The organism is Paenibacillus sp. RC67 (assembly GCF_030020805.1).
In the GTDB taxonomy this organism is placed as follows: domain Bacteria; phylum Bacillota; class Bacilli; order Paenibacillales; family NBRC-103111; genus Paenibacillus_S.
This window is the reverse complement of the sequence record NZ_CP125098.1, coordinates 691,612-714,181: the sequence shown is the minus strand read 5'-3', so window position 1 is coordinate 714,181 and position 22,570 is coordinate 691,612. Positions and strand designations below refer to the sequence as shown.

At 33.3% G+C, this 22,570-nt stretch carries 16 protein-coding genes; 5 read left to right on the top strand and 11 right to left on the bottom strand.

Translation table 11 applies throughout. The annotated features are described in order from the left end of the window. Positions 1 to 46: 46 nt before the first annotated feature. Positions 47 to 1,624 (bottom strand): LolA family protein, encoded by a 1,578-nt coding sequence (locus tag QMA13_RS36515; RefSeq protein WP_481858128.1) that lies wholly within the window; start codon positions 1,622 to 1,624, stop codon positions 47 to 49. Between the two features lie 136 nt (positions 1,625 to 1,760). Continuing rightward, a complete protein-coding gene (locus QMA13_RS03250; RefSeq protein WP_282939493.1) occupies positions 1,761 to 2,672 on the bottom strand; it encodes an LTA synthase family protein in 912 nt (303 codons plus the stop codon). Positions 2,673 to 3,284: 612 nt separating this feature from the next. Here QMA13_RS03250 and QMA13_RS03245 point away from each other — a divergent pair. The 5 genes from QMA13_RS03245 to QMA13_RS03225 all read left to right on the top strand — a co-directional run bounded on the left by QMA13_RS03245 (position 3,285) and on the right by QMA13_RS03225 (position 10,715). Next, on the top strand, positions 3,285 to 6,134 hold the full coding sequence (locus QMA13_RS03245) for an ArnT family glycosyltransferase (RefSeq protein ID WP_282939491.1): 2,850 nt from the start codon (positions 3,285 to 3,287) through the stop codon (positions 6,132 to 6,134). Positions 6,135 to 6,189: 55 nt separating this feature from the next. Then, on the top strand, positions 6,190 to 7,350 hold the full coding sequence (locus tag QMA13_RS03240) for a glycosyltransferase (protein ID WP_282939489.1): 1,161 nt from the start codon (positions 6,190 to 6,192) through the stop codon (positions 7,348 to 7,350). Beyond that, positions 7,340 to 8,275, top strand: a complete 936-nt coding sequence (locus QMA13_RS03235; RefSeq protein ID WP_282939488.1) for a lysylphosphatidylglycerol synthase domain-containing protein — start codon at positions 7,340 to 7,342, stop codon at positions 8,273 to 8,275. Before QMA13_RS03240 ends, QMA13_RS03235 begins: the two co-directional genes overlap by 11 nt. After that, positions 8,241 to 9,242 carry a glycosyltransferase gene (locus tag QMA13_RS03230; protein WP_282939487.1) on the top strand — a complete coding sequence of 334 codons (1,002 nt, stop codon included), beginning with the start codon at positions 8,241 to 8,243 and terminating at the stop codon, positions 9,240 to 9,242. The genes QMA13_RS03235 and QMA13_RS03230 overlap by 35 nt, the downstream gene beginning before the upstream one ends. 177 nt (positions 9,243 to 9,419) lie before the next feature. After that, positions 9,420 to 10,715 carry a UDP-glucose dehydrogenase family protein gene (locus QMA13_RS03225; RefSeq protein ID WP_282939486.1) on the top strand — a complete coding sequence of 432 codons (1,296 nt, stop codon included), beginning with the start codon at positions 9,420 to 9,422 and terminating at the stop codon, positions 10,713 to 10,715. Positions 10,716 to 10,969: 254 nt separating this feature from the next. Here QMA13_RS03225 and QMA13_RS03220 read toward each other — a convergent pair whose 3' ends face one another. Genes QMA13_RS03220 through QMA13_RS03180 form a run of 9 tightly spaced genes read right to left on the bottom strand, consistent with a single transcriptional unit; the run spans position 10,970 to position 22,561 of the window. After that, positions 10,970 to 11,368, bottom strand: coding sequence for a GtrA family protein (locus tag QMA13_RS03220; protein ID WP_282939485.1), 399 nt, complete (start codon positions 11,366 to 11,368; stop codon positions 10,970 to 10,972). Between the two features lie 8 nt (positions 11,369 to 11,376). Then, on the bottom strand, positions 11,377 to 12,348 hold the full coding sequence (locus QMA13_RS03215; protein ID WP_282939484.1) for a glycosyltransferase family 2 protein: 972 nt from the start codon (positions 12,346 to 12,348) through the stop codon (positions 11,377 to 11,379). A 40-nt stretch (positions 12,349 to 12,388) separates the two neighbouring features. After that, positions 12,389 to 14,641: a DUF6311 domain-containing protein gene (locus QMA13_RS03210; RefSeq protein ID WP_282939482.1), complete on the bottom strand. Its 2,253-nt coding sequence runs from the start codon at positions 14,639 to 14,641 to the stop codon at positions 12,389 to 12,391. Between the two features lie 58 nt (positions 14,642 to 14,699). Beyond that, positions 14,700 to 15,599 carry a UTP--glucose-1-phosphate uridylyltransferase GalU gene (gene galU / locus QMA13_RS03205; RefSeq protein WP_282939480.1) on the bottom strand — a complete coding sequence of 300 codons (900 nt, stop codon included), beginning with the start codon at positions 15,597 to 15,599 and terminating at the stop codon, positions 14,700 to 14,702. 38 nt (positions 15,600 to 15,637) lie between these two features. Then, on the bottom strand, positions 15,638 to 17,998 hold the full coding sequence (locus QMA13_RS03200) for a glycosyltransferase (protein ID WP_282939479.1): 2,361 nt from the start codon (positions 17,996 to 17,998) through the stop codon (positions 15,638 to 15,640). Beyond that, complete coding sequence (locus QMA13_RS03195; RefSeq protein WP_282939477.1) at positions 17,995 to 19,200, bottom strand: glycosyltransferase family 4 protein; 1,206 nt, start codon at positions 19,198 to 19,200, stop codon at positions 17,995 to 17,997. The genes QMA13_RS03200 and QMA13_RS03195 overlap by 4 nt, the downstream gene beginning before the upstream one ends. A gap of 13 nt (positions 19,201 to 19,213) precedes the next feature. After that, positions 19,214 to 20,494 carry a class I SAM-dependent methyltransferase gene (locus QMA13_RS03190; RefSeq protein ID WP_282939476.1) on the bottom strand — a complete coding sequence of 427 codons (1,281 nt, stop codon included), beginning with the start codon at positions 20,492 to 20,494 and terminating at the stop codon, positions 19,214 to 19,216. 11 nt (positions 20,495 to 20,505) lie between these two features. Continuing rightward, entirely contained in the window at positions 20,506 to 21,771 is a 1,266-nt protein-coding gene (locus QMA13_RS03185; RefSeq protein ID WP_282939474.1) for an ABC transporter ATP-binding protein, read from the bottom strand. A gap of 13 nt (positions 21,772 to 21,784) precedes the next feature. Further along, positions 21,785 to 22,561, bottom strand: coding sequence for an ABC transporter permease (locus tag QMA13_RS03180; protein ID WP_282939473.1), 777 nt, complete (start codon positions 22,559 to 22,561; stop codon positions 21,785 to 21,787). Positions 22,562 to 22,570: the final 9 nt, after the last annotated feature.

Genomic DNA, 22,570 nt, shown 5'->3' with positions numbered 1-22,570 from the left:
GGCATGGAAGGTTCAGGGTATTCGACCACTAATTACTTGTCATTTCTCACTTACCCATCTCATCTTGGACGGCTTGAGCTACCTTAATCATCTCCGTTTGGTGAAGATCCGCCGTCGAAAGTCTGAATTCAACACCTTCATAAGTCCATGTCATTGTCTTCTTTTCATCCCCAATGACGACAGCCAAGGTGAATCCTAAATCCACGATATTGCCTGGGAGAGAAGTTACTGTTTGAGTCTCAGGACGGGATTCAACCAGCGTGTAATTGTACTTGCCTGAGTAGCGAAGCATGACCGCATCCTCATCCCCCAGCTTAATCATCTTAATGTCCTGTTTCTTCACGCCGTTAGGCATGTAGTTCGGCTCAATGACTCCAAATGACTGAGCAGTGGTGCCCTTAGTGCCTGCGGCAGTACCGTTGGCAGCGGCGCCATTTGTGGCAGTGCTGGAGCCATTGGCTGGTGTTGTAGTACCGTTAGTTGGATTAGCTGCACCTGCACCATTGGTTGCGCCTTTAGGTGTTGTGCCTGTTGTATTGCCGCTGGCTGCTCCTGTTGTCGCCTTGTCTGCCGGAGCTGCGCTACCAGTACTGCCGCTGTTAGCCGTTGTACCGGATGTCGTCTTGTCCACTGGAGCTGTAGTACCTGCACTAGTGCCCTTACCTGTCGTTCCAGTTGATGTACCCTTACTTGCATCAGAAGCTGCTCCATTCGCTCCAGTAGAGCCTGCAGCGCCTGTTCCAGCCTTAGTACCTGCATTACCGTTTGTAACGCCGCTAGTACCGTTCGTGGAAGTGCTGCTACCGGTTGTTGCTCCACTAGTAGTGCCTGTCGCTTTTTCACCAGCAGTTCCTTGCGTGTTTGTTCCGTTTGTTGCCTTGGCTCCTGTTGAGCCGTTAGCACCTGCTGAACCTGTGCTGTTCGCCTTACCGTCTATCGTTCCAGCATCATGAGTACCCGGTTGCACCGAAGTCGGCAGGGACATGATGTTCCAGCTTGTCATATTCCGCTGCATATCAAAAGAATCCTTATCGAATTTCTTACCGAATTCAAATTGATTAAAGTCTACAATCATCATTACATTGGCATTAGCATCAGACACTTCTACATGTTGTGGTGCGTAATTCTTTTTGTCCAACCAAATCTTCTGCCGCGCTAACGAGCCGTTCTGGTAATTCGCCAACACATCGAACACATACGCATTTTGATCCGTTGTAAAATGACGCTCATTATCCATCAGAATGCTTTGGACGAGCGATTGATACAAATAAACCTGGCCTTGATTTTCCGGCCAATCACTTTGGAACCGGAAGCTCTTGTTCAGATGTGGCGTCAGTACAAAGACCCCGTCATCGTTACGTAGTACGATCTGAGTAATGTCCTTCTTCGCATTCGTCAATGAGATCCGATAGTAATGAGGGTTCTGATACCATACCTCCACTTGATATTCCTGCGGCTCCTGCCCTGTGTGCAGCACCATCCGCCCGCTGCCTTGATAGCTCTGCAGCTTGTTCACCACCGAATCCAAATCCTTTACCACTGATCCCGAATCCTTCTTGCCGCAGCCAGCTAAAACCAGGCTCAAGCTCAAGACTAAGGCAATCACCCAAGTGAATCGCCGCATTCGAATCCCCTCCACCACCATAGTTAATTTCAACTGATAACATGTCTATGTGGGGACTTGGACAATTATGCAGACAAGGTTAGGGGAGGAAATAAAAACTCCTATAACCGGTTGGTTATAGGAGTTGGTGGGGGGATTATTCTTTTGATTCGTTAGCTGCCTTTAATCTCGGGACTAGATCACCTTGAATCATTAAATCGGACATGTCTAATCGCTTTCTAGCCTCATTAGCATTCGCAGTACAGGAGCTATTCGGTTGCAATTGATTCGTTTTAAGATCATAGCACTGACCCTCAGCAATCGAACCACTTAATGTAAGAAAATAATGAGATTCATCTGCATAGGAACCGTTCCGGAAAACAACCAATCTGGAAGGATCGTTCTCGAACAAATCATTTCCCATGAAGAAATGATCTTCAGTAGAGATACCAAGCAAATGAAGCAGACTTGGAGTTAAATCCAGATGTCCTGATGGAATATTACTGGTTGTATTATTTTTGTAGGCAGGGATATGAATAATTAGCGGGACTTTATCCCACTTTGACGCATCAATAATGTCCGTATCTGTTTTTACAACTGTAGCGATATCCTTAATGTCAATTGAACTATCATGATCGCCATAAATAGCTAATACCGTGTTGTCATAAAGCCCTTTCTGCTTTAATTGATCAATGAATGCTCCGATTGCCATATCCGTATAATGAACCGTGTTTAGATATCTGTCCAGCATACTTCCCTCTTTCTCATCAAATACCTTGTATTGTGCCGGCAGCGCATCATAAGGATGATGGTTGGAAAGAGTAATTAAGAATGAGAAAAAAGGTTGCGGTAAAGTAGATATTCTCTGAACGGACTGCTCAAGAAAATCTTTATCCGATAGCCCCCACCCAATATTTTCTCCTGCTGAAAAGTCAGACCCAAACATACTCGAATCTATTCCAAGATGCTGATGCATGGTTTTTCGGCTCCAAAATTGTCCATCATATGCATGAGCTCGGAAAAGAATCGTAATTTTGTTGAGGATACGAGAAATATACAGAACCTTCATTCAAAGGGTATAAGGAAACCATTGATGTGAATTCCCCGTCAGAGGTTCTCCCTTGGTTTGTTTGGTCAAAGTAATCATCGTAGTACATACTATCTTTTATTAATTTATATATTTGCTAATTGATTTTATTAAAGAGCATTACGATTGAGACTATTATAGCTATCCCAGTAACAGCTTTTTTATTTGACTATATATCAAACATCTGATGACAACAGTACCCTTACTTTCAGCCATTACAAGAAAATGTTACTATATAAGCCTCTTTATAAAACCTATGTAGGTATGTTAAACTGTTTTTTTCCAAGTAGCAGCTTATGATGTCTTTTTATGATAAGACTACTGTCCGATAAAATACTTATATGTAGGGATTTTCAGCGTTCATTCAGTTAATGGTAATCATTTCTTAATAATTATCTGATAACATAATGTGAACCCAAAATAAATATTTATATTAACTGTAAGTTTGAGACAACAATCTTTTAAACCTTAACTAAACTAAACGTGTTATATTTAAAACTGATGTTCAAAAATGTCAGGAGAATATAAACAAAAAAAATATTTACTAAGGCAGTTCGCTTCATAGAACTAAGCCTGAATCTGTAGGAGGTATCAATGGTTAATTTAGTACAACTTGGTTTGTGGGTATCGATACCGTTCTTAGGTTATCTGCTCAATTTGTTTTTTCAGAAAAAAATAAAAAATGAATGTGAAACGAAAACTGACCTATTTCATTTATTTCTAATGACGGTTTGTGGGATAGCTATATGGTCTATATTTCTTATAGGTTCTGTACTATTAGGAATTTACAACAGTGAAGTATTTGGATATGCAGGTTGGTTAATTTCATTAGTAGGATTATTTTTTATTAGTAAAAAAATAATAGGTTTGAAAGAAGTTAAACTAAACATTGATATTTGGGAATCGATCTTCACCATAGGTCTTTTAGTGCTAATTGTATTTAACGTTATTTATCCAAACGAGAATATATTGGGTGGGAGAGATCAGGGAATCTACGCAAATAGTGGGATCTATATAGCAAACCACGGTAGTACCATTCGGGATTATCCTCTGCTTAGTGCTGAAGATTATAATGGAAGTTTTCTAGCTGGTCTTTACTCGACACCAGGGCATATTACCGTACAGTCTTCAGATCTTTATTCGACATGGCTAGCACATGGTTACTCCACTTTTGGGATTGAAGGTCTCTTTAGAGTAAACACTCTGTTTTTGTTCTTCTCACTTATTTTATTTCGATATTTTGGACAGACATTTATGAAAAAACCGTATGCGATTATGGCGACCTTGTTTCTAGGATTTAATTTAAGTCAACTATGGATTTCCAGAATGACTTTATCGGAAACTCTTACACAGGTCTTTGTTTTAGCCGCAATTTTGTCGATAATTCTTTCATTACAAAATAAGAACAATACCTTTGCTTATTTAAGCGGATTTCTTTGGGGAATGACCTATTTAGTAAGAATCGATGTTTATCTTTTTTTTCCGATGCTAATCTTTTGCCATATTATCTTTAATTTACTTAAAAAAGAAGTTTCATCATCAGAAAACGCAGTATGGAATAGATTGCATATTACTAACGCAGCTTTTATTTTACTTTCAGTTCCCTATTATTACTATTTTTCTAAACCATATTTTTTGGCTCTATCCGATCAGCTTTTAAAAATTGGTCTCCTAACTATTTTTTTATTTATTATTTTAGTTATAACATCAAAATTGAAAATAAAAGTATCGAGTACAAAATATTTATACTACTGTCTACTAAGTTTAATTCTTATTACGGTCATCTATGCCCACTGGATCAGACCATACATTGGTCCCTTTGCTACGTATGATTGGCCTGGAACTCCCTTAGATGGGACTCGAAATTACCGTGAAAACTCTATCATCATCATTTGCTTGTATTTATCAATTCCTATCTTTTATGCAGCGGTCGGTGGCTTATTAGCTGCTGTATACAGTATTATGTTTAAAAAAGAGTGGAGCCTTATACCACTCGTCGTCCTTATTGGAGGGTTTTCTGCTTTATATTTATACGATCCTCAAATATCACCCGATCAGTATTGGGCAATCCGGAGGTTCATCCCAATTATAATTCCAGGCATTATTTTCTTGGCTTTTTACGGGCTATACAGGTTCTCATTACTTTTCTCTAACAATCGGCGAAAGGTTATTCTCACTATAGTTAGCCTGAGCCTGTTCACTTTCGTGTTTCAACAAGACAAGGCACTAATATTAGGAAAAGAAAATAATAATTCCTGGAATCAGGTTGCAACCATAGCTAATAAAATACCGGATAATTCCAAAATCATTTCTAATACTATAGATACACTTAACACTCCTCTATTTATGGCTTTTGATAAAAAAATACTTCAATTAAGTCATCTAAGAGAATCAAGCTATGAAAAGTTACTTACTGAACTAAACCAACAAAAAGATGGAGATATTTATTTACTGGGAAGTATGGGGATATTTGGTTATGATCGAGAGAATGTAGAGGATTTTGATTTGCAATTTAGTAGTCTTGAGCAAGTACCAAATAAACTACCAAGTGAGTTAATTGAAGATCATTATCACTTAGAGCTAAGTAAATTAATTAAATCTGATAAACCGCAAAATACTATATTAGGCGCTTACCCTGTATTAGGAGTAGAGGAATCAGGTTTCTATAATTCAGAAGTTGATTCTTTAGGAACTCCGTTTAGATGGACCGACGGAAACGGCTCATTAGTAATCCCTATGGACACTGAATACCAATCATCAAGTGTTCAAATCTCATTTAATAATATAGGACCACAACCGCAGAATATTAAAATTACAGCTAATGGTCAAAATCTATTTTCAGGGGAGATCAACGGCCCTACTGAGAAAATACTTTCTCTTCGCAATATAGAATCATCTGATAATAAAATCACGCTTCAGATTGAGAGTGATGTATGGAATCCGTCCAAGTTAGAAGAAGGTTCAGACGATAATAGAAATTTAGGGATAGCAGTTAATATGATCCGCATTAATAATAGTCTTTCTTCTTCCAGTCAGGATCTTACAGACGTCAAAACGCAAATTCAGCTCGAAGGTTCTGACAACTTGACTATGGATACAAATGTTCCCAAAAACATAACCATCAGTCTGAGTAACATTAGCGCAAAATTTCTTCCTACTTCTCGTTATTTAGGGACCGACCAAAATGCCGTAAAGGTCGGCCAATTATGGTTTAATAAAAATGACATGAGTCAAAGAGTATCAGAGGGTCGAACGCAATTGCCTTTTTCACTGTTCCCAAATGACAAACTACAAACTAAAATTGAACTTTCTCCCATAGGTTATGACGGCAAACCGCTACCTCCCGGAGACTATGAAGTTTGGGTTGGATTAATACAGGAAAGTGTAAAATGGTTCTATGAATACGGTGAAGTACCAACAAAAATAAATGTTCATATTAAATAGAGATCGTTTCATGCTGTATACATAAAGAACAAATCCACAAATCAAGGGGATTCTTATGAGAATCACAATAATAGGTCCATCCTATCCGTATCGTGGCGGGATATCACACTATAATACTTTGTTATACAGGTCGTTATTAAAAAATAGCCATCAAGTTCAATTTATTGGGTTTAGAAGACAATACCCCAAATTTTTGTATCCTGGAAAAAGCGACGAAGAGAAAGAGAATATTAGTCTTTACGAGCCTGATATTCTTCGAGTTTTAGACTCTATCAACCCTTTAACTTGGCTTCAAGCTGTCAAACACATAAGAGAATACCAACCTGAAGTTATCATTATCCCTTGGTGGGTGACTTTCTTCGCACCTTTGTACATTGTACTTTGTACGCTTACTAGAGGAAAGACGAATGCAAGGATTATGTTCTTATGTCACAATGTTATTGAACATGAGACAAGCCGTATCAAACAATGGATTACTAGTAAAACATTAAGACTTGGTGATTTCTTCATGGTCCATTCCTCAGAAGATCTATCCAATTTAAAAAATATTATTCCTGAAGCGATCGCTAAAAAAGCTTTTATGCCATCATTTCATGAAATAAATTCCAGACAAGTATCCAAGGAAAGCTCGCAATATTTATTGGGCTTGCATAGTAAAAAAGTGCTTTTATTCTTTGGATTTGTAAGGCCGTATAAAGGATTAATGTTCTTATTAAGAAGCATGGTACCTTTAGTCAAAAAATTCTCTGATATTCATTTACTCATTGTCGGGGAGTTCATGAAGGGTTCTAAAGAGGAATACCTTAAATTTATCTCTGATTATTCACTACATAATTATGTAACAATTATAGATCATTATGTCCTTACCGAACAAATTCATCAATATTTTTGCACCGCGGATATAGTCGTTCTTCCTTATACTACCGCAACTCAAAGTGCTGTCGTTCAACTTGCATACAGCTACAATAAACCTGTGCTTGTGACGAATGTAGGTGGTCTTCCCGAGGTTGTAATAAATGGAGAGACTGGCTACACAGTACCCAGCAAAAGTAGTGATGCCATTTATGAATCTATAGTTGATTTTTATGAAAACTCACGAGAACAGGTTATGTCAGAAAATGTAGAATATTTCAAAACTAAATTTAGTTGGGACGAATTATGCCATCAAATTGTGCAAGGTGCCAAAGCCAAGAAGGGCCAGCAAAATGATAAATAAAAAAGCACTCTTCTCTGTTATCGTAACGATCATAGTATTAGTACTTTGTATTAAATTAATAAATATTGATGATATGATGATTGCCATTACAAAAATTAATATATCTACAGTACTGATTGGTATCATAATTTATGTCGTTCAATTCATTTTGAGAGCCTATAGACTATCGTTAGTACTCGAAAACTTAAATACCCTGCGATTAATGCCATTTATGATGATATATCAATTTTTACTAAGAATTCTTCCATTTAAAAGCGGAGAAATCTCTTATGTTGTTTTGCTAAAAAAACAACACAAGGTTGAAACCTCTGTTGGAACTTCTACATTATTTCTAATGAGAGCGTTGGATGCCCTTTCTATATTATATTTGGTGGTTTTCACTCAAAATTACAACAAACATCTATTTTTTTCCTTATTTTTATTCATAATATTTTTCATTCTATCATCTTATATTATTTCACTGTTTCTCCAAACCGAAAAAAACGATAATATATATATCCTTCGATTGATTAAAAAATATTTAGGAGATGTCCCTGGAATTACTCTAAATAAAATTGTTCTACTACAGTTCATATCACTGTTAATCTATGTCAACCTTTATATTTTTGCTTACTTCATTACTAATGATCTCATACAAATTTCGATAAGTAACGTAGTGTATGTCGTTAACTATGCATTCATTGGTAATTACATCCCCATTAATGGAATTAATGTGGGTACTCAAGAAATTGGATGGATGTTGGGTTTAAGTAGACTAGGGTACTCATCAGAACAATCAGCTTTGGTGACTGCAGTTCAAAATATTGTTTCTTTGTTGATATTAACTATTTTATTTATTTCGGGATGGTTATGTATCATTTTTAAAAAAAGTGAAAGTGAAGTGAATACAGATGAAATTAATTATCCAAATTCCTTGCCTAAATGAAGAAGATACGCTCGCAATAACAATAAATGATCTTCCTAAATCGATTAATGGCATTGATGAAATTGAACTACTGATCATAGATGATGGAAGTACAGATAGGACCATTGAAGTTGCAAAAAAAATGGGAGTAAATCATATTGTAAAGTTTCCACGGAATCGTGGATTAGCAGAAGCTTTCAAAGCTGGTATGGATGCTTGTTTAAGGCTTGGTGCCGATATTATTGTTAATACAGATGCAGACAATCAATATAAAGGTAGTGATATTCCCAAACTTATACAGCCTTTATTAACCAAAAAATGCGATATTGTTATTGGGAATAGGCAGACAGATAGCATTGCCCATTTCTCCCCAATCAAGAAATTTTTTCAAAAATTCGGAAGTTGGATTGTCCGTAAAATATCCCAAACTGATATACCAGATACAACAAGCGGATTTAGAGCATATACGCGTGAAGCAGCTCTCCGCATAAATATTGTTTCCGAGTTCACTTATACACTAGAAACTATTATTCAAGCAGGACATAAGAAAATGGCAGTTGGTCACGTGAAAATAGGTACAAATGGGAAGTTAAGAGAATCACGACTCTTTAAAAGCATTGGCAATTATATGAAGAGATCAGCCAATACTATCATTCGAATTTATACCATGTATCGACCGCTGAAAGTGTTTATGACGACTGGGTTTATCATGTTCGTAGCTGGACTTTGTGTTTCTTTGAGATATGTTTTTTATTATTTACATGGAAACGGCAATGGTCACATTCAATCTTTGATTCTAGCTGCTACCCTAATGATAATCGGATTTCAGGTAGGTCTTATTGGACTTGTAGCGGACTTGATTTCTAACAATAGAAAATTGTTAGAAGAGGCTTTGTACAGAGTAAAAAAAATGGAGTTAGATTCAGCTCAAACAGATCACTCGCCAACACCAAAATACAGTATTTCCAAAAAAAGAAATATTTCCTAGAGATAGAGTGGCACCAATTTTACATATTAACCCGGATATGGGTAACACTTCCCTTCCAAAACTTTCACAATCTCAGGTACATCGTAACTTGTCAAGCGAATGAACTAATAAATGCTTTCTCTATTATCAATATAACAAAACATAATTCAACTAATTCTAAAAAAGTGGAGGCTCAAAATGAAAGTGTCTATAGTAGGAACTGGCTATGTTGGGCTCATTACAGGATGCTGCCTTTCTGAAATAGGGCATGTTGTAACTTGTATAGATAAAGATCCTAATAAAATACAGCAACTTCAAAATGGAAATATTCCGATTTATGAACCAGATCTAGATAGTATTCTTAAGAAAAACATGGAGTCTAATAGGCTATTTTTTACTGATGACATTATAGGAGCTGTTAGGGCAGCAGAAGTAATATTTATTGCTGTTGGGACTCCGATGTCAGAATCGGGAGATGTAGATTTAACTTCTGTTTATGCTGTTGCAAATGATATTGCTCCATATTTAAATAATAATGTAACAATCGCAATTAAAAGCACTGTTCCTGTTGGAACTTGTGAAGAGATAAATAAAATTATTCGATCCTTCAGAGGGGAAGAGATCGTTTATAATGTTGTTTCCAATCCGGAGTTTTTAAGAGAAGGTTCCGCGGTATATGATGCGATGAATCCTGATAGAATAATTATTGGTTCAACTGACCAACGAGGATTAGACGTTATGAAACAATTATATAATAAATATAATTGTCCAATTATTGAGACAACTCTAAACGCCTCTGAAATGATCAAGTATGCTTCAAATGCATTTTTGGCTACAAAAATTTCTTTTATAAATGCAATGTCAAACTTATGTGAAAAGTTAGATGTTGATATTACAATGATTTCGAAAGGTATAGGGCTTGATAAACGAATTGGACCACATTTTTTAAATGCTGGAGTTGGATATGGCGGATCATGTTTTCCTAAAGATGTAAAAGCGTTAATTACAGCCGCTAAAGAAGAAGGATATGACTTTAAACTTCTTAAAGAAGTTGAAGAAGTGAATGCATCTCAGAGAAAGATTATTGTTCAAAAAGTTTTGAAATATTTACTTAACAAACAGGGAAGCGTAGGTGTTTTAGGACTTGCTTTCAAACCAAATACAGATGATATGAGAGAAGCTCCTTCAATTTTTGTTATTAAGCAGTTACAAGAACATGGTATCGAGATTAAGGCATATGATCCCATTGTGAAGGAACAAGTTTATAATCATATAACCAATATAAAAAATTGTAAAGAAGTATATGGAGCTTTAGAAGGTGTGGATGTTATTGTATTAATGACGGAATGGCCAATATTTTTAGAACTTGATTGGGAAAAAATATCAGGATTAGTCAGAAAAAAAGTGGTCATAGATGCGAGGAATGCATTAAATCCAATGATGTTAAAGAATTATGGTTTTATCTATGAGGGAATGGGACGAGTAATAAATTAAGAGAATAATAGGACTTCTGTTAAGAAATGGATACATGACAAGCAACCGCCGACGGCCCTATCGTTGTAAGGAAGTCGGCGGTTGTGGATCATTACGTTTTTTGGGGTCAGCATAAACAGAACGTCCTTTAGAATTAGACGATTACCAGAATATCTATATCCGGTATATAAATTATTTTAGTATACCTTGGGCTAAGTTTATTATGGAATATAATAAATGAAGTAATATATTCATTAACTGTTTTATAAATGTTACTAAATTGATTTTTTCGAAAAAATAATAAATTTACTGAATAAATAATTAGTAGCAACAACTAATATATTCGATATAATCTTCGAAAAAAAGTCATCTTGCATTAAATATTGAACCATTAACATCATAACTAATAAATCCATAATCAAAGAAAGAATTCTAAAAAAGATAAAAAATAATATTTCCTTAATAACTTTATATATTTCATTATTATAGCTTTTAAATACGTATAATTTATTAGTAATGAAAGCAAAAATTACAGAGACTAACCAAGCAAATGCTGTAGCTATTTTATAATCAACAATCAGACTTTTTGTTAACAATGCATACATAACAATATTCACAACAGTTGTGAGAATACCAAAAAAAATATAATTACCAAGTTCTTTTTTTAAAGTCATTTCGCCACCTAAAATTTTCCGATTAATTCTGCTTTTTCTCCAATTTCATCTTTCCTATTGTTATATTCATTTATAAAATATAGTGGTCTTCTCTTTGTTTCATTGAATATTCTCCCTAAATATTCACCTATTATACCTATAGATAATAGTTGTATACCTCCAAGAAATAAAATTACTGTAATAAGAGAAGGATACCCTGCAACGGATTCACCGTACAAAACGGTTTTTGTAATTATAAAAAGCATATAAATAAAAGCAAATAATGAAATGAATAAGCCAAATAATACAGATAACCTCAGAGGAGCTATCGTAAAAGATGTTATTCCCTCAATGGCTAAATCTGCTAGTTTAAAATAGTTCCATTTTGTTTCTCCAGCAGCCCTAGGGTCGCGATCAAAAAGTATTTCTTTTTTATTGAAACCTATCCAACTAAACATCCCTTTTGTGTATCTTTGTGTCTCTCTAAGTTTTTTCAATGCTTCTACACAGCGTCTATCAAGTAATCTAAAATCTCCTGTATTTTCTTGTATAGGTATTTTACTTATCCTTTGAAGTGTTTTATAAAACATATTCGCGGTAAATTTTTTCAACCAAGTTTCTCCAGCTCTATTTCTTCTTTTTGCGTATACATCATCGAAACCTTCTTCCCAGTAATTAATCATTTCAACAATTAATTCAGGAGGATCTTGAAGATCGGCATCGATAATAACAACAGCATCACCCGTAGCATAATCAAGACCTGCAATCATAGCAATTTCTTTTCCAAAATTTCTGGAAAGATCTATATATGAAATTCTTTTATCATGTTGCCTCATGTTCTTTATGATATCAATTGTGTTATCCTTACTTCCATCATTAATAAACAGAAGCTCAAAATTATAGTTAGGTATAATATCAATCACTTTATTTAAACGAGTATAGAGTTGGTGGAGCACGGCTTCTTCATTATATGCAGGTATTAATATTGTTATCTTTCTCAAGATGAACTTCCTTTCTTAATCTAAATTAACAAAACAAGCTTTATTCAAATCTAGTTATTATCAACGATCTAAAGTGCAATCCTAAAATCCTAGTATCCTCATTAATTCCCATATCTTTAGGAGAAGTTGCACTTGGTGTTTGAAATTTTATATACAGCTGATTACTATCGTTGAGTACGTTGTTTGGGATTGCTACTTTCAACTGTTGTGCTCTTGATATAGGACCTTCCCAAATAACTTTATCGTTAATACTAATAATAAGCATTTGCCTATCCAGTTTGTGGTTTATCAACGGAATCATATCTAAGTTTAATTGTAAATCTTCATTAACTCTATCCTGTAAAAAAAATCTAAGTTCAGAGATGTGACCTTCTGTCCAAGTGCCATCTTTTCCAGAACTTTCCTCCCAACCGGACAATGAATATTTTCGAAAAACTCCATTAAGGCCAAATTTTACTTCATCACCAAGTTTATAGTTAATTAGGTTATTAAGATTAACTTTCTGTAAATTAAAATTATTTATTTCATTTCTTAGTAAGTTTGCGGTAGGTATAAACACAAAATACCCATCAATATTATATACTTCCGTACCATTCAAAATGAAAGAGTTAATATCGCTTTTATCTATAATATATAATGTTTTTGTATCATATACTCCATTAAGTAGTTGTCGCCTAGTTTCTGTATTGATTGCAATGCGTTTAGAATAATCTTGTCTAGCAAAATATCCAATATTAATCTTCATATTGTTATTAGACGCTAAATAAGAAAAAGGAAGATATAACTTGTCATTTAAAGGTACAAAAACAATATTATCAAATTGTGTTGTTGCAAAGTTCCAAAAGGCTGATTTTAGCGGATTGTTCCAAGTGGAATAATTATTATAAGACTTGTGAAACTCTTGCATTTTAGAGGATAAATCATAATACTGAATAAAAAGTGAAAATGATAACAATAATATTACGACTTTTTTTGAGGAACCTCTTATTAAAATATATAAACTGAAGAAAATTATCATATAATACAATGGCCAAATCATTCTACCAGAAGCTCGAATTGTACCTAATAGAGCAAGAATGTTTTCATTCAATTTAATATTAGCTAGTATATGATTATCTAATGTAATAACATTAGATGTTGCAATTGCAAAATAGATAACAAATACAATACTTAAACCAACCCAAAAGTTTTTTATTGGTTTTACTAGTGAAGGCTTATTTAGGATTTGAAAAAACGCCCATAATAATATTACAATTATTCCAACACCAAAGTAACTAAAACCCTCATACTGCCCACTTATTGCAAGACTTCTATCTTTTATTAGGCCGTTTGACCATCCTTGTGGATTGAATAAAGATGTTAAATTAAAGCTTAAATCACCATAGCCACTCGTAGAACCAACTTTCCCTAAAGTAAAGTAACCTACTGACCACAGTAAAAAAATAATATTTATAGAGATAATTATTATATATATTAGTAGTATTTTATAAGAAATTACTTTTTTAATAACAGCCAACTCAAATAATTGAACAAAAAAAAGACCTAGTATCATTATAAAAATATATGGATGTACAAGTAAACTTACAGTTATTAGTAATAACCACTTAACAAACGGGAAATAGGATTTATTAATAAATAATAATATAGAGGCCAATATTACCCAGTGCCCCATTAATGCTTCATGTCCGTAAGCCCTCCAGAGCATAATAGGGCTAATTACAAAAAACATAGCAGCTAGAATTTGAACCGATGTATTATGGGTTATTTTACGGATAAGCATTAATCCAAAAAAACCTTGTAAAATATAACATATCAACATCCAATAGCCCATATATTGGAAAGTAGGAGGTAACACAGGATTTAGCGTTTTAAATATGAAAGCTAGTAACGGAACAGAATCAGTATAGAAAATTGAAGTGTTTAAAGGATAACCAAAGCTTTCAATTTTCCCAAAGGGAATGCTCCAAGGTTCATTTCTAAAGAATTGCCATCCTATATAATGCTGGGCAGGGTCTTCTTTCAAAAGCAACCAATCTATATAAGTATAATTTAAAATATGGCTACCTAATACAGCTAAGAAATATAAACCACTTATACTCACACTTAATACTAATAAAAACAACTTTGTATGAGATATATCTAGAAACCTTCCATTTTCTTCAAAATAATAAAATACCATTGTTAAAAGAAAACATAATATTAATGGATAATATATGCGAAAATCTAATAATAGACAACTCGAAATTAGTAAAATTAAAATAATAAACAGCATTAAGCTTTTAATTTTAACCATGTTGAACATTTGTACCTCCTACGCCAAAAAGGAAAGCATCAGAAAACTGTCCATATTATTAATTTTCAATATGAGTTTGATGTTGTTTCAATAACAATTCCATATAGTCAAGTAACTCATTTTTCAATTCATTCCGTTCCAGTGCGAAATCAAGCGTTGTTTTTATAAAACCTAGCTTTTCACCTACGTCGTAACGTATACCTTCAAAATTGTAAGCATAAACTGATTCAAATTGTAACAATCTTCTAATTGCGTCAGTTAGCTGTATCTCACCTCCTGCACCTACGATTCCTTCATCAAGTATTTCAAAAATTTTTGGGGTAAGTATATACCTACCTAAGATGGCGAGATTAGATGGAGCCTCATGTATAGCTGGTTTCTCAATTAAGTCTGACACGCGAACTAATTGCTTAGTAGCATCTCTTGTGTCAATAATTCCGTATCGTGAAACCTCACTTTGATTTACTGGTTGTACACCGATTATCGTAGATCTATAAGACGTGAAAAGATCAATTAGTTGTTTTAAACAAGGTTTAGTCGTTTCTGTAGTTTTAACAATATCATCTCCGAGAAGAACAGCAAATGGCTCATCACCGATGAATTTCCTTGCGCACCAGATAGCATGACCGAGTCCTTTGGGTTCTTTTTGTCTGATATAGTGTATATCAACTAATCTTGAGGAATGTCTTACTTCCTCAAGAAGATTAATTTTATTCTTTTCTATCAGTTTCTGTTCCAATTCAAATGCAATGTCGAAATGATCCTCAATTGCTCTTTTTCCTTTACCTGTTACGATAATAATATCCTCAATCCCCGATTGAACTGCCTCTTCGATAATATACTGTATTGTTGGTTTATCCACAATTGGTAACATTTCCTTCGGCATTGCCTTAGTTGCTGGCAAGAAACGAGTGCCCAATCCCGCGGCCGGTATTATCGCTTTTTTAATTTGTTTCATGAAAAAGTAGCCCTCCTAAAATGGTTATAGTTAATAATTTAATCTAGTAGAGCTTGACTGAATAATTTGGCGACAACATTAAAATCATGATTTTCTTTCATGTATAATTCGCCAAAAGCCCCCATCTCATTTCTCAGCATAGGATTATTGACAATTTCCATTAAATAGGCTAACAAAAGCTCTTCCTCATATTCATCAACATCCACTTTCCAGACACAGCTGTCAGGGTACTCCATATAGGATCCAACATTTGAAACAATGCAAGGAACCCCGTAGCCTAAAGATCTTACTAAAGTAGCTGATGTTTCACCAAAAGTTGGCCATCTAAGGTTAATACAAAGATCTGAAGCTTCAATATATTTTTTAAATATCTCTAAACTCGGACCTGGTATTATTTTTACATAATTATTAATATTCATCTTTTTAAGATTTTTCATAATGTGTTCTTTCATCTCGCTGTTACAATGACCAATTATATTTAACTCTATATTTGTATTGGTCTTTATTAACTCAGAAATTACACGTAAAATAACATCTATTCTCTTATTGGGGATAACATTCCCAAATACTCCGATAGATATTTTATTCAAATCCATTTGAAGACTCTTTTTTAATTCTACTTTTGTTAGTGATGACTCATTTACTAAAATACCACTTGGTATTGTAACGATACTCCCTTGAAAATCCGATTCAATCTCAATTTTATCTTTAACCCATTTGCTATGAACAATTACTTGATTACTTATTTCTACTACTTTCTTAAACATTGGGAATTCTTGATCATTGGGGTAAGTATTCATCGTTAGTAATTGCTCGCCAGCATGCAATCCTTTTTGTCCATGGCTGTACGCTAGCTCATTCACAAATCCTGTTTTATCGCCACGTAAATACTTAGTATATATATAAAACCCATATAAATTTAAATCATGCAAAACTACACTGCCAGGATAATTAATAATAGCGTCGTATATCCATGAGTGAAGCTCATTATTGCCCATATGATATACTCTTATTTTTATTTGTTCTAATTCGTTAAAATGATCTTTATAATCTAAAACAACAAAATTATCCTTAATAAAGCTATTCTCTGGAATATAACCATTTACAAAAATCTTTATATCAAAATAATCTTTTAATTTTGTAAGCAATTCTTCACTATAGTCAGAAATCCCAGAAGACTGAGGGTTTAAAGGACTGAAATAAGCCATTACAGGCTTCTCAGAATTCAATTCTAAATTTAATAACGAAGTCGATGCTAGCATTTGGAATGCATGTAAACTAAGCTGAGTTGAGTGATCCCAACTAAATTTTTCTGCTTGTTTTATAGATTTTATCTTCAGTTCTTCTGATAATTGTTTATTTGTAAGAATAGAAATAATAGCTTCTGCTAACATCTCATCATTATTAACATCAACAAGTATGGCGGCATTATTGGTTACTTCAGGAATAGAAGAACTTTTCGTCGTAATTACAGGAGCTCCGCATCGCATCGCCTCTAAGACAGGTAAGCCGAATCCTTCATAAAGAGATGGAAATACAAAAAGTTCACATTCCTTGTACAAAGAGACTAAGCAATCATCACTTACAAAGCCCAAAAATAGTATTTGTTTATCACTAATTCCATTTTCTCTGGCATACGAAGTTAATTCCGCTTTCTCTGTTTCTTGTTTTATTCCAGATATTACCAATTTAATGTTTGGCAACTCTTTAACTACTTTTGAAAAAGCATTAATTAATCCCTTATTATTTTTTCTAGGATCATAACCCGTTAGTGAGTAAATAAATGGAGAAGACAAGCCTAACTCTTCATTGATTATTGTATTCTCGCTTCCCGATTTACCAGGATGGTACAAATTCTCATTAGTAGAAGCATATATAACATGAATTTTACTAGAATCCATTGGATAAAACTTCAATAGGTCATTTTTTGATGCTTCAGAAATGGTCAGTACCATATCTGCTTTTGCAATCAATTCGCATCTTGAATTATATAAATTTTGGATATGCTGAGGCCATTTAGCATAGTATTGCTCTTGCATCACCAAAGGAATTAAGTCATACACTAGATAAGATATTTTAACTTTACTATTTTCAATCTTCGGAACTTCAATATCAAACATGAGCGGACTTGTAAAATGAATGATATCTATATGTTTTTTCTCTACAAAATCCTCTAGTTCTCCTATTTCCCAATTATGATCTTCTTGAATTCTTTTATCAAAATCAATGTATTGAGTTACAAAAGAAAATTCCCATTTATTATTTTTTTTTCTAAGCAGGTAATATCTATGGCTATTGTCTTGTTTAATAAAATCTTTTATCCAGTTGTAAGTATAAATTCCTATTCCTCTATTTTTCTCTGGAGTATATAGAGTCTGAATATCAATTAAGATTCTCATGCAATAATATCCTCTCTTTGAAATCCTTTACTAACTAAAAATTCAATTATTCTCTCCGCCGTTTTTTTCCACGTATAAAACTCTTCTACATATTTTTTCCCTTTTTGTCCCATCACCTTTGCATTCTCTGAATCAATTAATAATATATTTAATGTTTCTTTGAATGACATGTAATCTTTATAATACAAACCACCTTCACTTCGATCACAATGCCCTTTTGTGACCGCACAATGCTCATGAACTATGACAGGTGTATTACATAGCCAACTTTCCATTATAACAATAGAAAAACTCTCCATCAGTGAAGGTTGTATTAATGCCACTGCTCCTGCGATTGCATCATACTTTTCCTCATCACTTACTTCTCCTACATGAATGATATTCTTTGAGCTTTTCATAGTTTCAATAATTTGGTCTTCACCTTTACCAAGAAAAACAAGTTTAGTGTCATTTAAAGTATCTTCAATATATTGATTAAACAAATTAATAAGTTGAGGAACGTTTTTCCCCGAAACTTGCCTACCTACATATACAAAATATTCTCCATGTAAATTATATTTTTTCCTAAAATTATCAGATGAAGGTGCATAATCGATTTCAACTCCTCCACCTGAAACTGTACCCGTACCCTCTTCCAAACCATACAGCCTTGATGAAAATTCAAGCTCTTCTACAGTGTTTAAAAAGAGTCCTTTTACTCTAGAAAACATATCACTTACGGACTTGAAATAAGCCATTCCTTCGTCATGAAGACATGGTATAATAAAGCTATTTTCCGGTCTTAATTTGCTTCCCCAATAAGTAGTTCCAGCAAGATAAGGTATAAACATAAAAATATAGTTGTCACCAGAGGTATTTATAAAATCATACATGGAGTCACTGTTAACAGTTTCGTGCATTAATTGCATTTCTTGAACGTAACTTAAAGTTTCCCCATGTATTAATTTGCCCATAAGCTCATCGTATAAAATCTTATTTCTTTTTCGAAGTGAAAATCTTCTTACTTGAAGTTCATTTATTGAAGTCAAACCTTCATCATAGAAATCTGTACCCCAATCCCAAAATGAGTCCTTACCACAAGTGGTTATAATCTCAACCTTGCACCCTGCATCCTGCAGACTTTTAGCGATACCACCAGCAAATCTTTCTGCACCACCTGAAATATTATCACTAAACCACGGGGTTACGATTCCAAGTTTCATAAAAAACTCCTTATTATTTAGATAAAATTAACGAAAAATTATAGTACTCTTGAGGATCAGTTTCTTCAATTGGTCCACTTAAATAAGAATTAATAACATCGAAACCAATATCAACAGCAATATACTTATATGTCTCATGAAACATCGGTTTTTCATGTGTAGGATCCAAATAATAAAGATTATGCATCACATATGGAGATGTGGTGTTAGGTGTTTCTAGAATTAATTTTCCATTTTGAGAAAGCTTCTTAAAACAAAGCTTAAGAAACTTTATTTTTAAGGGCGCCGGGAGATGTTCTATAACATGTGCCATAAAAATGCCTCCAACACTACTATCTTCTAACCCTTCTAGGTATTTTATAGCATCATCCGTATATGCTATCAAACCCTTTTCAGTACATGCATTAACTAATTCTGGATCAGAATCTACTCCAATGCCCTTGATATTATGTTTCTTTAATAATTCTAAAAAATAACCTCTGCCGCAGCCTATATCAAGAACATTATCGCATTCCTGCAAATGTGGAATGTATTGTTCATATATTCCTTGTACAATATCACGATCAGCACTAAACCGCTCAGCAAATTTTGAATAATCAAAGTCCAAGAAGTTTTGTTCTTTATACATTTCTTGAATAGAATTTAAATCTGTTTCCAATTCTTTTATTGTTCTTTCTTTAATTTCAGATAATTGTATTTTTAATGCATCAATTGTAGATGTTAATTTTTTATTATAAAATACTAATTCATTATTACTAACTTGCAATTTTTCATTAATAATTTGTAGTTCTTCGTTGATTGATACTAATTTCTTGTTATTTATATCTAACTCCAAAAAATTATTATTGATTTTATCAATCTCAACATTTTTATTTATTAGATGAAGTATAAGTTTGTTCTGTTCATTTAAGATTTCAATAGTAGAGTTTAATCCAAACCATACATCATTGTTTAAATGTTTTTGTTGGTTAGTAAATGTATCAGCATACCATTTTGTAAAAAGCCTTGCTCCTAATCTCCTTATTGGGATAATAATTTTCCCTAGAATTTTAAATCTCGATACAAGATGAGGCTCTAGAAAAGCTACTGGCATATTAGGAGTAATTCTGTATGTTAAACGTTTTAGATTGATTTGCAAAGTATTGATAATATTAGAAAATTCAGAATCATCAAATTCCAAAATTGGAGATTGTATTTCTTGCTCTAATCTAGTTTCTTCCATAGATTTCTTTTGTGAACGTACACCATTCCGTATTTGATTCATAATAAAATCAGGAGTTATTTTTTTAGACATACGATCACCTCTTATACTTTATGAATCCATTCGTGATTTATTTTAACTATGCCTACATCGTTAGCAAGACTAGATATTTTGAAGGAATATTTCCGGTCGTGATAATCATATTGATTACCATTAATATCATGTACCGCTACAGTAATAAGAAAAGTTCCAGCAACTAAATCAATAGAGGGTATATTAAAAATCATAGTACCATCATCATTTTTTTTAAGCTTCTCTATATATACTTTGTCAATAAAGGTATTTGTACCATAACAATGTATATTATCAATAGTATGAATTCCACAACCAAAAACCGGTTCTTCAACATCTTTATTAGCTTTATACTTAATATGGATCTTCATGGGTTCTCCACTTAAGAATCCGAACTTAGCATTGTTAAGATCATCAGTTAATTTAACATCAATTATTTCTATAAATTTATTACCCCAACGTGTCTCATCTATTATTTCATTTGTTTCATTTAAACCATCTTCTAATTCCAATTCCGATTCATTACTTTGCTGATGAGAAGTATTCTCTTCAATCAAACGTTTATTCTCTTCATCTGATAAATAAGACAAATATTTATCAATAACTTTTCTTGGATTACCATCCTCTGCAACTTTCCCGTTTTTTATCCATAAAACTCTGTCACAAAGTTTTTCAACAGATCCAAGGTCATGAGAAACAAATACAATTGTCGTTCCTTTATTTCTGAGTCGTAGTAGCTGATCCATGCATTTTTGTTGGAAAGCTGCATCTCCTACAGCAAGAACTTCATCAATAAGCAAAATATCTGGTTCAACCATTATCGCTACAGAAAAAGCTAGACGCATATACATACCTGAGGAATAACTTCTAACAGGGTTTTCTATATAGTTTTTTAATTCTGAAAAAGCAATTATTTGGTCAAGTTTATTTTTAATTTCCTTTTTGCTTAGACCTAGTATCGCTGCGTTCATAAAAATATTTTCTCGACCAGTAAAATCTGGATGAAAACCAGCGCCAAGTTCTAATAAGCTGGAGACTTTTCCTTTTATGTCAATATTACCTCGATCTGGGTATAATATTCCTGTTAATAATTTCAATAAGGTGCTTTTCCCTGAACCATTTCGACCTATTAATCCGACGGTTTCACCTTGTTTAATATCCAATGAAACTTCATCAAGAGCAAGATAAATATCATATTTGTTTTTTCTTTTGTTAACAATTCGATCTTTTAAAGTAGACGCTCTTTCTTTAAAGACCTTGAATGATTTGGTAACGTTGGAAACTGAAATAACATTCATAATCTATACCACCTTAAATTTCTTCTGCAAAATTACGGCTTAATTTTTTAAAGATAAAGAAACCGAAGTATAACATTAATAATGCAACTATTGCTACAGTTATTAATGGACCTGCATCTGGAAATTTATTATAGAAAAATATATCATGAAAACCTTCAATAATTACCTTCACCGGATTGTAATCAAATATATACTTGATTTCTTTAGGAATCATGCTCGAGGTAAAAACAATTGGAGTAAGATAAAACCACACCATCATAATGATACCAAGAATATGTTCCAAGTCTCTGAAATACACATTTAGGCTTGAAACTATTAGAGTAATCGCGAAAGTAAACAAAAAATAAACTAAGAGAATAATTGGAAATAATAAAAGTGGTAGCCCTAATTGTATTTTGTTAAAGAAAAGGATGGGGAATAATATTAATAAACTAAAAAAATAATTAATAACACCGCCAATTACAACTGAGAGAGGTAATATTTCTTTGGGAAAATATATTTTTTTCACTAATCCAGCATTTCGAATCACTACCCCTGTACCAGACAAGACGGCTTGGTTTATCAAAAACCATGAAATTAATCCAATAAATAAATAAGATGTATAATTATCCATATCGATTCTTACAATAAATTTAAATACAATAGAATATACTAACAGCATTAATAGTGGATTAAGTAGAGTCCACAGAAATCCAAAAAATGATCCTTTATATCTAGTCCTTAAATCAGTAAGAACTAAACTTTCCAGCATTTGTCTATACTGATATATTTCTCTTATTTTTTTAAACATGTGTGCTAA

Coding starts and splice junctions, on each gene's coding strand:
- QMA13_RS03240 (WP_282939489.1), top strand. CDS start 6,190: ATGAGAATCACAATAATAGGTCCATCCTATCCGTATCGTGGCGGGATA.
- QMA13_RS03180 (WP_282939473.1), bottom strand. CDS start 22,561: ATGTTTAAAAAAATAAGAGAAATATATCAGTATAGACAAATGCTGGAA.
- QMA13_RS03230 (WP_282939487.1), top strand. CDS start 8,241: ATGAAATTAATTATCCAAATTCCTTGCCTAAATGAAGAAGATACGCTC.
- QMA13_RS03235 (WP_282939488.1), top strand. CDS start 7,340: ATGATAAATAAAAAAGCACTCTTCTCTGTTATCGTAACGATCATAGTA.
- QMA13_RS03210 (WP_282939482.1), bottom strand. CDS start 14,641: ATGGTTAAAATTAAAAGCTTAATGCTGTTTATTATTTTAATTTTACTA.
- QMA13_RS03225 (WP_282939486.1), top strand. CDS start 9,420: ATGAAAGTGTCTATAGTAGGAACTGGCTATGTTGGGCTCATTACAGGA.
- QMA13_RS36515 (WP_481858128.1), bottom strand. CDS start 1,624: ATGCGGCGATTCACTTGGGTGATTGCCTTAGTCTTGAGCTTGAGCCTG.
- QMA13_RS03245 (WP_282939491.1), top strand. CDS start 3,285: ATGGTTAATTTAGTACAACTTGGTTTGTGGGTATCGATACCGTTCTTA.
- galU (WP_282939480.1), bottom strand. CDS start 15,599: ATGAAACAAATTAAAAAAGCGATAATACCGGCCGCGGGATTGGGCACT.
- QMA13_RS03190 (WP_282939476.1), bottom strand. CDS start 20,494: ATGTCTAAAAAAATAACTCCTGATTTTATTATGAATCAAATACGGAAT.
- QMA13_RS03185 (WP_282939474.1), bottom strand. CDS start 21,771: ATGAATGTTATTTCAGTTTCCAACGTTACCAAATCATTCAAGGTCTTT.
- QMA13_RS03200 (WP_282939479.1), bottom strand. CDS start 17,998: ATGAGAATCTTAATTGATATTCAGACTCTATATACTCCAGAGAAAAAT.
- QMA13_RS03250 (WP_282939493.1), bottom strand. CDS start 2,672: ATGAAGGTTCTGTATATTTCTCGTATCCTCAACAAAATTACGATTCTT.
- QMA13_RS03195 (WP_282939477.1), bottom strand. CDS start 19,200: ATGAAACTTGGAATCGTAACCCCGTGGTTTAGTGATAATATTTCAGGT.
- QMA13_RS03220 (WP_282939485.1), bottom strand. CDS start 11,368: ATGACTTTAAAAAAAGAACTTGGTAATTATATTTTTTTTGGTATTCTC.